The organism is Aureimonas pseudogalii, assembly GCF_014196835.1.
GTDB classification, from domain to species: Bacteria; Pseudomonadota; Alphaproteobacteria; order Rhizobiales; family Rhizobiaceae; genus Aureimonas; species Aureimonas pseudogalii.
On sequence record NZ_JACIEK010000007.1, the window covers coordinates 150,879 to 163,254 of the forward strand.

General features: G+C 68.2%; 10 protein-coding genes. 6 read left to right on the plus strand and 4 right to left on the minus strand.

The window, feature by feature from the left end; translation table 11 throughout:
• Positions 1 to 12 precede the first annotated feature (12 nt).
• A complete protein-coding gene (locus GGR04_RS14055; protein ID WP_183200548.1) occupies positions 13 to 759 on the plus strand; it encodes a DUF3750 domain-containing protein in 747 nt (248 codons plus the stop codon).
• A gap of 99 nt (positions 760 to 858) precedes the next feature.
• Positions 859 to 1,815 carry a carbohydrate kinase family protein gene (locus tag GGR04_RS14060; RefSeq protein WP_183200549.1) on the plus strand — a complete coding sequence of 319 codons (957 nt, stop codon included), beginning with the start codon at positions 859 to 861 and terminating at the stop codon, positions 1,813 to 1,815.
• A 213-nt stretch (positions 1,816 to 2,028) separates the two neighbouring features.
• On the opposite strand, the gene GGR04_RS14065 is transcribed toward GGR04_RS14060, so the two are convergent.
• The 3 genes from GGR04_RS14065 to GGR04_RS14075 form a co-directional block, all read right to left on the minus strand.
• Positions 2,029 to 2,817, minus strand: coding sequence for an outer membrane protein (locus GGR04_RS14065; protein WP_183200550.1), 789 nt, complete (start codon positions 2,815 to 2,817; stop codon positions 2,029 to 2,031).
• Positions 2,818 to 3,747: 930 nt separating this feature from the next.
• The gene (locus GGR04_RS14070) at positions 3,748 to 4,662 is read right to left on the minus strand and encodes a class I fructose-bisphosphate aldolase (RefSeq protein WP_183200551.1); all 915 of its coding nucleotides are present in this window, start codon (positions 4,660 to 4,662) and stop codon (positions 3,748 to 3,750) included.
• An 896-nt stretch (positions 4,663 to 5,558) separates the two neighbouring features.
• Positions 5,559 to 6,476, minus strand: coding sequence for a hypothetical protein (locus GGR04_RS14075; RefSeq protein WP_183200552.1), 918 nt, complete (start codon positions 6,474 to 6,476; stop codon positions 5,559 to 5,561).
• 280 nt (positions 6,477 to 6,756) lie between these two features.
• Between GGR04_RS14075 and GGR04_RS14080 the strand changes: the two genes are divergently transcribed.
• The 4 genes from GGR04_RS14080 to GGR04_RS14095 all read left to right on the plus strand — a co-directional run bounded on the left by GGR04_RS14080 (position 6,757) and on the right by GGR04_RS14095 (position 10,897).
• Positions 6,757 to 8,811: an FUSC family protein gene (locus GGR04_RS14080; protein ID WP_183200553.1), complete on the plus strand. Its 2,055-nt coding sequence runs from the start codon at positions 6,757 to 6,759 to the stop codon at positions 8,809 to 8,811.
• Between the two features lie 13 nt (positions 8,812 to 8,824).
• Entirely contained in the window at positions 8,825 to 9,124 is a 300-nt protein-coding gene (gene rpsU, locus GGR04_RS14085; protein WP_312857460.1) for a 30S ribosomal protein S21, read from the plus strand.
• A gap of 342 nt (positions 9,125 to 9,466) precedes the next feature.
• Positions 9,467 to 10,261, plus strand: a complete 795-nt coding sequence (locus GGR04_RS14090; protein WP_183200555.1) for a tetratricopeptide repeat protein — start codon at positions 9,467 to 9,469, stop codon at positions 10,259 to 10,261.
• A 135-nt stretch (positions 10,262 to 10,396) separates the two neighbouring features.
• Entirely contained in the window at positions 10,397 to 10,897 is a 501-nt protein-coding gene (locus tag GGR04_RS14095; protein ID WP_183200556.1) for a DUF992 domain-containing protein, read from the plus strand.
• A gap of 76 nt (positions 10,898 to 10,973) precedes the next feature.
• Here the strand turns inward: GGR04_RS14095 and GGR04_RS14100 are convergent, their stop codons facing one another.
• A complete protein-coding gene (locus GGR04_RS14100) occupies positions 10,974 to 12,374 on the minus strand; it encodes an NAD(P)(+) transhydrogenase (Re/Si-specific) subunit beta (RefSeq protein ID WP_183200557.1) in 1,401 nt (466 codons plus the stop codon).
• Positions 12,375 to 12,376 lie beyond the last annotated feature (2 nt).

Below are 12,376 nucleotides of genomic sequence, written 5' to 3' on the forward strand. Positions count from 1 at the left end.
CCTCCGGACCCGATGAGACGCTTCCTGCGCGTTCTGCTCCTACTCGTCGCCCTCGTCTACGTCCTGCCGGCGGGGCTCGCGGCGCTTCTCTACCTTCTCGGCGAGCATCCGGCATCCTGGCGCGACGCCGACTGGTCGTCGGCCGCGCTGCTGCCGGCCGCCGGTGCCGACCCGGACGCTGCGGTCTACGTGCTGGCCGCGCGCACCGGCGGGTTGAAGGGCGCGCTGTCCGAGCATTCCTGGATCGTGCTGAAGCCCGCCGGCTCGACCAGCTACGAGCGCTTCGACAAGGTGGGCTGGGGCTCGCCGATCCGGCGCAACGGCTATCCCGCCGACGCGCGCTGGTACTCCAACCCGCCCCGGCTCGTCGCGGCCCTCCATGGCGCGGAGGCCACCGCCGCGATCGCCCCGGTGCGCGCGGCGATCGCGGCCTATCCGTTCGCCGCGCGCGGCGGCTACACGATCTTTCCCGGCCCCAACTCCAACAGCTTCGTCGCCTACGTGCTGCGCCACGTGCCGCAGCTCGGCGCGGTGCTGCCGCCCGCCGCCGTCGGGCGCGACTTTCCGGTGGACGGGCGCCTCGTCGATCTCGACCGCGAGGCCGGAGAGCTCAGCCTGTCGCTGTTCGGCTACGCGGGCCTGCGCCTCGGCCTCCGCAGCGGCCTGGAGGTCAATTTTCTCGGCCTCGTCGCTGGGGTCGATCCCGCCCGGCTGGCGTTGAAGATCCCGGCCTTCGGAAGCGTCTCGCTGCGCGACTGAGCGCGCCGCCGCCATTCCCCCCCGCGCGGTTTTTTGATAGCCGACGAGGGCGGAGCGGCGTCGAGTGCCCCCGCATCCCGGATCCCGAGAGGCCCTTCGATGTTCCTGAGCTGCGGCGACGCCCTTTTCGATCTCTTCGCGGGCGGCGAGGAGGCCGATCCCGCGGCCATCGGCCTGAACGGGCGCATCGGCGGCTCGGCGCTCAACGTCGCCCTCGGCCTCGCCCGCCTCGGGCACCCCGCCGGCTTCTTCTCGAAGATGTCGGACGACCTCTTCGGCCGGCGCATCCGGGCCTTCATGGAGCGCGAGGGCATCGACACCGGCCAGCTCATCGCCAGCGAGCGCCACACGACGCTCGCCATCGTCTCGCTCTCGCCGACCGGCACGCCGCGCTACGACTTCTACATCGAGGGCACCGCCGACCGGTCGATCGAGCCGAATGAAATCCCTCTGCAGTTCCCGGCCGCGCTTCGGGCGATCCACATCGCCGGCTCCTATTCCTCGATCTGCGAGCCGACCGCCGGCGCGCTGGCGCGTCTCGCCGCGCAGGAGCACGGCCGCCGGTTCCTGTCCTACGATCCCAACATCCGCGCCTCCGTGCAGCCCGATCTCGATATCTGGCGCTCGCGCATTGGTGCGACGGTGCCGCTGGCCGCGATGGTGAAGGCGAGCGACGAGGATCTGGCGCAGGCCTTTCCCGGCCGCTCGCCGGAGACGGTGGGCGCCGACTGGATCGGCGCCGGCGCGTCGCTCGCCGTCGTCACCCTCGGCGAGCACGGCGCGCTGGCGATGACGCGGGGCGGCGCGAGCGTGCGCGTTCCCGGCGTCGCGGTGGCCGTGGCCGACACGGTGGGCGCGGGCGACACGTTCCAGGCGGCGATCCTCACCCATCTCGCCGAGACCAGCCGCCTGTCGGCGGATGCGGTGGCGGGCCTGTCCGCGACGGATCTCGAGACGCTGCTGCGCTTCGCGGTGCGTGCCGCCGCCGTCACCTGCTCGCGGCGCGGCGCCGATCTTCCCCGGCGCGCCGATCTCGGACTGCCGCCGCTCGGCTGATCGCGGCGGACGCGACCGTTCGAACGCGCTGAGCCCGGCGAGGGATTCGCCGGGCTTTTTCGTATCGCTCGAAAGCTTGGCCCTCATCAGGCCCGGCCGCGCCGGCAGCGCGGCGCCGGCTACTCCCCCGAAACGAGAAGAACCCGCCACGGCCGAAGCCATGACGGGTTCCATTCCATCGTCCGGTCGATCGAGACCGGATCGAACCGCTTCTTAGTTGAAGCGGAACGAAGCCTTGGCCCACACCGTGTGGAAGTCGAGCTTGTCGTTCGACGACGCGTCGAACGAGGTGCGCGTCACGCCGTTCGTGTAGGTGATCTTCGTGTCGCTGTCGCCGAGGTCGGTGTAGAGGTACTCGAGGCCGAGCGAGAGGTTCGGCGTGACGAGGTAGTCGACGCCGGCGCCGACGGCGTAGCCGATGTCGTCCGAGTCGGAGTTGACGGTCGGCACGAAGCCGTTCGTCGCGCGCAGGGTGCCCGGCGCGAAGTACTCGGTGTCGGTGTCGGCGTACGCCAGACCACCCGTCGCGTAGACGGCGAAGCGGTCAGCGGTGACGCCGAGCTTGCCGCGAACGGTGCCGACGAAGTTGATGTCCGACGAGATGCCGAAGTTGTCGACGACGCCCGGAGCCGAGGTGATCGAGAAGGTCGAGGTCGACGACGCGTCGATGTAGTTGATGTCGGCGACGGCACCGATCAGGAAGTTGTTGATCTGGTAGTCGTAGCCGATGTGCACGCCGCCGATGAAGGCCGCGTCGTCGGAATTATCCGAACCGCCCGAGAACGCGGTGGTCGAGAACGCACCGGTGTTCGAGTTGTAGTTCACGTCGCCTGCGTCGTTGTTGAACGCAACGCCGGCCTGGCCACCGATGTAGAAGCCGGTCCAGGAGTAGGCGGGAGCCAGAGCGACGACGGGAGCAGCGGGCTCTTCATAGACGACGTCGGCAGCGAAGGCGGGGGTGACGAAAGCGGCCGAAGCCAGGAGGAGGGCGAAACGCTTCATGGTGTACTCCAGTGTCGCAGATGCGACGTTGTTCTACCGGGACTTGTCAGCCCGTAAGCAAGACCCGGTTCGTCCGGGGTTAGGGCGATTTAGGGTCGGACCCCCTGTGAGAGCAATGGCGCTCGACCCGATACCGACCGCGGTGTGGCAGGAGGGCAACAAGCCGTTCTGCCGGGCACTGCGTTCTCCCAACTGATAAGCAGACAAGGTTAAACGTCACTTAAGCACGCTCGAAGACGTCGGATCGACAACCCTTTGACATATTTCACTAAGTTCTGAAACCGACGCGAGATCACGAAGTTCGACGACCGTGTCCAAGAGTTGATGCCGCCGTTCGATCGCGGGTCTTGAAACGAAATCGCGTCGCAGCTGACGCATCGCGATGGCGAAAGTCAAAAATTGTGGTCCGCGACGACGCAAACACCGACTCGCCAACATAATCATGTGGTTAATGAACTATGACGACCGAAGGATGGTGAAGTCGGGCCGAGCGATCGTCTTGTGGGGCAAGACCCCGTTCGCGCCCGCCGCGCAGAAACTGCACGGACCCCGCTTGCTCTCGAACCGATCTTGCGGAAAACTCGACGGCAGGAGCCGAACCATCCCTCCCGACATTCGGTTACGGTTTCTCCTCCCTTCCCTATCCTTCAAAGAACAGGCTTGCGCATGGGCTGCGCCCTGCACCGCGGTGGTTTGCCGCGAGGGGATGATCATCGGTCGGGTGGAAGTTTGGCTCGAAGGGATCATCCGGGTGTCACCGAGCCGGCCGGTGGCAAACCGGCATACCCCGACCTCACGGGAGTGCCATCGAAGACGGCGCGGCGGCGCGAGGCGCCGCTGGAGATCCATCGAGGAGCGACTCGGCGCCGTCGCCTCGCGGCGGCGTTCGGATGGGCGAGACGGGGAGTACCCCGCCTCGCCGCAGGCGTGTCAGGCGTAGAGATCCATCACGTCCGACAGCAGCTTGAGCGCGTCGGCCTTGGAACGCTGGAACGAGTTGCGTCCGATGATCGAGCCGTTGCCGCCGCCGTCGCGGATGCCCCGCACCTCGTCGAGCAGTTCGTCGGTGTTCTTCGCCGCGCCGCCGGAGAACACCACGATGCGCTTGCCGGCGAAGGACGCCTGCATGATGTGGCGCACGCGATCGGCGGCCGTGGCGGTCGGAATCGGGTTCTTCTCGTAGGTGGCGCGCGCGTCGGCCAGATCGACATGGTCGGTCGGCAGCTTGACCTTGATGATCGTAGCGCCGAGCAGCGCCGCCATGTGCGCGGCGTAGGCGATGATGTCGAGCCCGGTCTCGCCGGCCTTCGACACCTTGCCGCCGCGCGGATAGGACCAGACCACGGTCATCAGCCCGCGCGACTTGGCCTGGAGCGTGATCTCGCGAAGCTCTTCCATCATCGCATAGGCGTGGTCGGAGCCGGGATAGATGGTGAAGCCGACGCCGACGCAGCCGAGCCGCAGCGCGTCCTCGACCGTGCCCGTCAACGCCTGGTCGCCCGCGCCCTCGGCCAGCGAGTTGCCGCTGTTGAGCTTGAGGATCAGCGGCACCTCGCCGGCGAACGTGTCGGCGCCCTGCTCCAGAAGCCCGAGCGGCGCGGCGTAGCCGGAAACGCCGGACTCGATCGCCAGTTCGTAGAGATAGTGCGGATCGTAGGCGGCGGGGTTGGGCGCGAAGGAGCGGGCCGGCCCGTGCTCGAAGCCCTGGTCCACCGGCAGGATCACCACCCGCCCGGTGCCCGCCAGCCGCCCGTGCATGAGAAGCCGCGACAGGTTGGACTTCAGCCCCGGCGTTTCGCCCTCGTACCAGGACAGAATCTGACGGACGGTGTCTGTTCTCAGCATGGGATCTCTCGATGAGGGCGCCGCGGCGCGTCGGGAAGGGTCGGTGTGTCTTTCTGCGGAGCCGCCACCTTCCCGTAAAGGGCCGAGCGGACCGGCCCTCACATTAAAATCGTTTGAAGAACGAGGGACTTGCGCCGTAGGTCGATGATCGCCCGCCCATGCAACCCCAAGACGCACGGCGCATTGCCTGCCCATCAGCGAACGTCAGAGCGGAAAACGCGGCCAGTCGAGCTTTCCGGAAGGTCTCGGCATCAATCTCGGCGAGGCCGTCCCGGCCGGCTTCGCCGTCGGCGACTTGAGGGCCGCCATGCCGTCGATCCCGGCGCGGCGCGCTCGACCCGCCCGGCTCGAACCGGGACGTGCCAAAGCTCGACCGGACCTCCGCCGACGAAGCGTTATCATGAACGACATTCGTGCCGCTGTGCCGGCCTCTCACGCAGCCTCACAATGGTCGTGCTGGTCGACTTCGGCAACGGTTGGGGCGCTCCTGGCGGGAAGTCTCTACTTCTTCGGGTATATTTGATCAACCGCCGGCCCGTCTGATAGCGCGCCGAGAACGGCCGAGGCCTGCTTTGCGCGCCGGCGGCTCGCCCGCCTCTCCAACACTCGACCGGGGCGCTTCTGCCACCCTTGGTAGCGTCCATCGCTCGGATCCCCTTGCGCGAAGCGTAATGGCGTTCTGGTCGCCATGACCAGCCCATACGGTTGAGCCAGAGCCGACAGCTGCGATCGCCACGGAGGATGTCTGGGTTCGTCTTGGGGGTCTGGCGAAAGGCAGCGTGAGCCCGAGCGCGCCTCCAGACGTCACCGGTTCCGCACCCCGCACCAGCAAAAACCGCGAACGAAAAAAGGCGGGCTTGGCGCCCGCCTCCTTCCGAACGCACCGATCGAACGGCTCAGTCGCGGTAGTAGCCCACCGCGCGCGCCGGCTTACCGACGATGCCGCCGAGGGCACCGACGATCAGGCCGAGGAAGAGGCCGACGAAGGCGACGAAAGCGGTGGTCGAGGCCGTTGCGGCAGCCTGGGCCGCGGTCTCCTTGGCCTGCGCCACGGCCTGGTCGTACTGGCCCTGGAACTGCGTCAGACGCTGCTCGGCTTCCTGCTGGCTGATGCCAGCTTCGGTCGAGATCACCTGCACGGCCGCCTGGCGCTGGTCCGGCGTCGCATCCTGGCTCAGACCCTGGAAGACGGTGGAGACCGCCTGGCCGAGATCCTGCGTGCCGGCTGCCTGCTGGACGGTGTTGGCCGTCTGCTCGGCCTGCTGCTGGACTTCGCCGGCCGCCTGCTGGGCCTGATTCTGGCCGCGGGCGAGAAGCGCGCGGGCCTGCTGCTGCAGCTGCGGCGGCAGGGCATTGAGCGCGGCGGGCGAGCCCTGCACCACCGAAGACGCGGCCGAGCCGAGCGTCGAGACGGTGGAGCCGAGCGCACCGAACGCGCCGGTGACGATTGCCGAAACGCCGCTGGTGAGCAGGTAGACGACGATCAGCGTCGAGGTCGCCCAGGTCACGATGCCATGCAGCGCGGCGTCGCGGCGAGCGAGGCTACCGGCGAGGCGCGCCGCGGCATAGCCGCCGACGAAGGTCGCGATGAGCACGGTCAGCGCCGTCCAGATGCCGCCGGCCGACGAGAAGGTGGCGAGCGAGGGCGTCTCCGCCGCGGTGGTGTCGATCGTCGCCAGGCCGATGCCCAGACCCAGCAGCGCCAGCATCATCTGCACCACGAGGGTCAGGATCGTGCCGGCGATGATGGCGCCCCACGAGATCCTGCGAACCGATCCGCCGACCGCCGGTCCGCGTTCCACGATATCCACCATGACATACTCCAACTCTTTGGCGATCGAGGATCGCGCCGTGTCTGCCGAGCGCCCATCCGAACGCCGGTCTCCATTGCTCTAAATGGTCGCGCGGCAGACTTATCCAGAGCAGGCTGCCATTTTTTCGCCCATTCCTCGCCATTCTTTGTCCGGATATTGCCGCGCCTCCCGTGGTTTGTTTCCAGACCTCGCGGCGCGACCGAGCGAGACTTGCCCTGCAAGGCTGGCCCCGCCTATCCCTGGCGGGGTTCCGCGCTATCCGATCGAGTCGATATCTCGCATGCCGCATTCCCCGCTGCCGGAGAAACAAGCCCATCGCCGTTGGCGCCTTGCGTCGCGGCTGGCCACCGCCGATCCCGGGCTCATCCGGCTGCGTCTCGCCAGCCGCGTCACGCTCACGGTGGTTCTCTGCGCGGCGGCCCTGGCGCTCTCCCATCAGCTGGCGCCGCTACCGCCGGCGGCCTACGCCGTGGCCCTGACGCTGGCGATCCAAGGTGCCGTCGCGATCCGCGACGCCACCCATCGCCATCGGCTGGCGACGCGGGTCGTCTGCGGCCTTGCGGGCTTCGCGATGCTGGCCGTCGTCAGCATGATCGCGAGCGAGGTCGTGCTGGTCGACCTCGTCTTTCTCGGGGTGGCCTTCGCCGCCGTCTTCGCACGGCGCTGGGGCGCGCGATGGAATGCGGTGGGCATGTTCTCCTTCATGTCCTGCTTCATCGCCGCCTATTTTCGCCCTTCGCCGGCCGATCTCGGCGCGATCGCCTTCGCGCTCGCCCTCTCGGGCCTCATCGCCGACGTGGTGCGCGATCGGCTGGTTCCCGACCGGCCGGCCGCCGACCTCCGGCGCACGCTCGAGGCGGTGGACCAACGCATCGCGGCGGTGGTGTCGATCCTACGACGGGCGCATCGCTCCGGCTGGACGGGTGATCTGCGCGACGCGGCGCTCGCCGGCGAGCAGCGGGTGAAGGACGCGCTGATCACCGCGGAAGGCCAACTTCCCGCCCCGACCGGCGGTTCGCAGGCGCCGCCCGACGCTGCGACGCAACTGTCGATCGAGCTTTTCGATCTTCATCTCGCCGCCGAGACGGCGCTTGCCGCAGGCCTTGGCGGCGCGCCCGGCGACGAAGCGGCGAGCGCTCGTCTGATGGCGGCCCTCGACCGCCTCGCCCGCATGCGCCTCGCCGCGCGCCAGACCGCGGCCGGCCTCACCGACGAGATCCTCGACCGGGCCGTCGCGGCCACGCCGCCGGGCGCCGCCGGCGCTGCCCTGCCCGTCTGGCAGGATCCGACCTTCCGCTTGGCGGCGCAGGTGACGCTCGCCTGCGCCATCGCCATGGTGGGCGGCAGCCTCGTCTCCGAGCAGCGCTGGTTCTGGGCGGTGCTGACGGCGTTCCTCGTCTTCACCAACACGCAGTCGCGCGGCGACGCGGCGCTGCGCGGGGTGGCGCGAGCCGTTGGCACGGCCGGCGGCATCGTGGTCGGCATCGGGCTGGCGACGCTCGTTCACGGCCAGTTCGCACTGTCGCTCGGGTTCATCGCCGCCTTCGTGTTCCTCGCCTTCTACACGCTGCAACTCTCCTATGGTGCGCTCACCTTCTTCATGACCCTCGGCCTGTCGCTGCTCTACGGGCTGCTTGGCAGCTTCTCGCCGGGGCTTCTCGTGCTGCGGCTGGAGGAAACGCTGATCGGCGCCGCAGCGGGCGTCGGCGTCGCCTATTTCGTGTTTCCCCAACGCACGGAAGCGGCGAGCGGCAAGGCGGCGGACGCCTTTCTGGCCGAGCTGGACCGACTGCTCGCCGCCTTCGCCGACCGGCGGCGCGGCGAGGGCTCGGCCTGGCGTCTCGTGGCGGTGACGCAGGCGCTCGACCGGCGTCACGCCGAAATCGTCGCAGCCCTGCGCCCCCTCGACAGCGGCTGGCTGGCCGGCGAGCGCCGGCGCATGGTGCGCCGCGGGCAGCTGCGCTTCACGGTGCTGGCCTACTGGGCGCACCGGCTGGCGGGCGCCTCCGAGGGCGTCATGCCCATCGGCAGCGAGGACGAGACGGACGCGACGCTCAATGCCTGCCGCGCCGAGATCGCCGAACTGCGGCGCCGACGAAGCGACATCTTCCACGAGGCGCAGACGGTGTCGCTGGTGCCGCCCGACGCCGCATCCGCCCGCGCGGACCCGGCCGAACCCGACGCGGCGATTGCCATCCACGCGATCCGCCACATCCTGAATCAAGTGATGGGGTCGCGCACGGGCTCTGCCGAAGAGGCAAAACCGAACGTAGAATCGGCTCTCTCGACAAAGACCGACCCATCTGATAAGCAACCCGCCAGATTTGCGGGGTGACGCCCCGCACGGGATCGTCGGACGCATCCGGGGTCCGCCGGCCAACCCAGACCATCGAGAAACGGATCTCTTCGTGCAGGTACTCGTTCGCGACAACAACGTCGATCAAGCCCTTCGTGCGCTCAAGAAGAAGCTGCAGCGCGAGGGCGTCTTCCGCGAAATGAAGATGCGCAACTTCTACGAGAAGCCGTCGGAGAAGCGCGTGCGCGAAAAGGCCGAGGCCGTGCGCCGCGCCCGCAAGCTGGCTCGCAAGCAGGCGCAGCGCGAAGGCCTGGTGGCCGGCGCTCGCGCCAAGCCGGCGGTGACCCGCTAGGCCGATCGACGACCTCCGATCGATCCCGCGCTTTCTCGCAAAGGCGGCACGCTTCGGCGTCGCCGCCTTTTGTCGTCGAGGCGACGGGATCGCAGCCTCGTGGCATCCGCGCCACGTCGTCCGGCTATTCGGCCGGATAGGGGAGCGGATGAGCTTTCGTTGCGTTTCGCGCAAGGCCGGTCAGCCAAACTCCATCGTTCGGCCTCCTTATGGCGTCTATCGTCACAAGCTTGCCGATCCATTCCATGTAAGGAAGCCCGCGTGACTGTCCTCTCTCCGGTCCGACCGACGACCCCGCGCCCTGCCGGGACCGCTTGCCTGCGCCTGCGCGCCGGATGGACGATGGCCGCCGTGCTGCTGCTCGCCGGCTGTCAGAGCGGGCCGACGCTGCAGTCGATCAGCCTCGACCAGGCGCAAGGGTCGGCGCAGAACCTCTCCTCGCTCACCGAGGCCGTGACCGCCAATCCGCGCAATCCGGAAGCCTACAACGTGCGCGGCATCGCCTACGGGCGCTCCGGCGAGAACCAGCGCGCGATCGACGATTTTACGACGGCGATCCAGCTCGACCCGAACTTCTACCAGGCCTACGCCAACCGGGCGCTCGTGCTGCGCCAGCTCAACCGCAACCCGGAAGCGGTGGCCGACTACAATTCGGCCCTGAAGATCAACGCGAACTACGATTCCGCCTATATCGGACGCGGCAACATCTATCGCATCGCCAGTCGCAACCGCGAGGCGCTGTCCGACTTCCAGCGGGCGATCGACCTCAACACGACCGATCCGCGCGCCTACCACAATCGCGGCCTGCTCTATCAGCTCGACGGCCAGCACCGGCAGGCGATCGAGGACTTCTCGACTGCGATCTCGATGGATGCCAACGCCCCCGAGCCCTATTCCGGCCGCGCCGTGTCGTATCTGGCGCTGAACAATGTCGAGGACGCCTCCGACGACATCAACCGGGCGATCCAGCTCGACGGCAAGCGGGCCGAGTTCTGGGCCAACCAAGGCATCGTCCTCGAAGCGCGCGGCGACAAGACCAAGGCCTACCGCTCCTTCGCCCATGCCGCGCAGCTCGACCCGAACTACCAGCCGGCCAAGGACGGCGTCTCGCGCACGCGCGGCTCGGCGGGCAGCTGATCTCGGCCGGCCGATCGCGTCGGCCGTTCACATCCTGTCACCCTTCGTGATCACGCCGTGCTGCGGCGCGATGAAACCGATTCCGATTTCGAAAGGTTAACGCGGCAGTTCACCTATCGGAATCGAGTAGCCGTCATGAAGACTTTGTTCGCAGCCGCCGCCGTCGCCCTCGCCACGGCCGCCGTGCCCCTTCCCGCCTTCGCCGGCGCCAAGGTCGGCACGCTCTCCTGCAAGAGCCAGGGCACGATCAACCAGATCGTCTCGTCGAGCGAGACCGTGCTTTGCCGCTACATTCCCTTCGGCAAGTTCCACGGCACCGAGACCTATGTCGGCACGCTCGACACCTACGGCGTCGACCTCGGCATCACCGGCCGCACGCTGATGACGTGGTCGGTGCTTGCCGCAAGCTTCGAGGCGGGCGAGCCGGCTTCGCTCGCCGGCACCTATTACGGCACCAGCATCGACGCGTCCTTCGCGGTCGGTGTCGGCGCCAAGTCGCTGATCGGCGGCCCCGATCGCGGCTTCACGCTGCAGCCCACCAGCGTCCAGATTCAGGAAGGCGTCAACGCCACCGTCGGCGTCGCCCGTTTGACCCTGCAGGATGCGGACGCCACGCCGGTCGTCTACAAGCCGTAAGACCGGTCTTTCCGGATCTCAAGAAAAAGGCCCGCGATCGATCGCGGGCCTTTTTCGTGCCGAACGGTCGGCTCCCTCAGTGGGCCAGAGCCTTCACGATGTCCTCGACCATCTTCTTGGCGTCGGCGAACAGCATCATCGTGTTGTCCTTGTAGAACAGGCTGTTGTCGATGCCGGCATAGCCCGAGCCGAGCGAGCGCTTGATGAAGAGGCAGGTCTGCGCCTGATCGACGTTGAGGATCGGCATGCCGTAGATCGGCGAGGTCTTGTCGCCGCGCGCCGACGGGTTCGTCACGTCGTTGGCGCCGATCACGAAGGCGACGTCGGTCTGGGCGAACTCGGAATTGATGTCCTCGAGCTCGAACACCTCGTCATAGGGGACGTTCGCCTCGGCGAGCAGCACGTTCATGTGGCCGGGCATGCGGCCGGCGACGGGATGGATGGCGTATTTCACCTCGACGCCCTCGCGCTTCAGCGTGTCCGCCATCTCGCGCAGCGCGTGCTGGGCCTGCGCCACCGCCATGCCGTAGCCGGGCACGATGATGACGCGGCCGGCGTTCTTCATCAGGTAGGCGGCGTCCTCGGCCGAGCCCTGCTTCACCGTGCGGTCGCCGAGATCGGCACCGGCCGGGCCGGCCGTATCGCCGCCGAAGCCGCCGAGGATGACGGAGACGAACGAGCGGTTCATGCCCTTGCACATGATGTAGGAGAGGATCGCGCCGGACGAGCCGACGAGCGCGCCGGTGATGATCAGCGCGAGATTCTGCAGCGTGAAGCCGATGCCCGCCGCCGCCCAACCCGAATAGGAGTTGAGCATCGACACGACCACCGGCATGTCGGCGCCCCCAATCGGCACGATCAGCAGCACGCCGAGCGCCAGCGACACCAGCACCACCAGCCAGAACAGGGCGTGGCTCTGCGTCGCCGCGAAGGCGATCACCAGCGCCACAAGCAGCACGGCCAGCGCGACGTTGACGAGGTGTCGCGAGGGCAGGAGGATCGGCTTGCCGCTCATGCGACCGTCGAGCTTGAGGAAGGCAACAATCGAACCCGTGAAGGTGATCGCGCCGATCGCGACGCCGATCGACATCTCGACGAGGGCCTGGGCGTGGATGGCGCCGACCACGCCGATACCGATCGATTCCGGCGCGTAGAGCGCGGCGGCCGCCACCATGACGGCGGCGAGGCCGACGAGCGAGTGGAAGGCGGCCACGAGTTGCGGCATCGCCGTCATCGGGATGCGCCGCGCGATCACCGCGCCCGCGCCGCCGCCGAGGGCGATGCCGAGGACGATGAGCGCCAGCCCGCCGAGCGAGGGGCCGGCAAGCAGCAGCGTGGTGAGCACCGCGAGGCCCATGCCCGCCATGCCGAAGATGTTGCCCTGCCGGCTGCTGGTCGGGTGGGAGAGGCCGCGCAGCGCCAGGATGAACAGCACGCCGGAGACGAGATAGAGGAAGGACGCGAATTCGACGGACATGG

Coding starts and splice junctions, on each gene's coding strand:
- GGR04_RS14055 (WP_183200548.1), top strand. CDS start 13: ATGAGACGCTTCCTGCGCGTTCTGCTCCTACTCGTCGCCCTCGTCTAC.
- GGR04_RS14060 (WP_183200549.1), top strand. CDS start 859: ATGTTCCTGAGCTGCGGCGACGCCCTTTTCGATCTCTTCGCGGGCGGC.
- GGR04_RS14065 (WP_183200550.1), bottom strand. CDS start 2,817: ATGAAGCGTTTCGCCCTCCTCCTGGCTTCGGCCGCTTTCGTCACCCCC.
- GGR04_RS14070 (WP_183200551.1), bottom strand. CDS start 4,662: ATGCTGAGAACAGACACCGTCCGTCAGATTCTGTCCTGGTACGAGGGC.
- GGR04_RS14075 (WP_183200552.1), bottom strand. CDS start 6,476: ATGGTGGATATCGTGGAACGCGGACCGGCGGTCGGCGGATCGGTTCGC.
- GGR04_RS14080 (WP_183200553.1), top strand. CDS start 6,757: ATGCCGCATTCCCCGCTGCCGGAGAAACAAGCCCATCGCCGTTGGCGC.
- GGR04_RS14090 (WP_183200555.1), top strand. CDS start 9,467: ATGGCCGCCGTGCTGCTGCTCGCCGGCTGTCAGAGCGGGCCGACGCTG.
- GGR04_RS14095 (WP_183200556.1), top strand. CDS start 10,397: ATGAAGACTTTGTTCGCAGCCGCCGCCGTCGCCCTCGCCACGGCCGCC.
- GGR04_RS14100 (WP_183200557.1), bottom strand. CDS start 12,374: ATGTCCGTCGAATTCGCGTCCTTCCTCTATCTCGTCTCCGGCGTGCTG.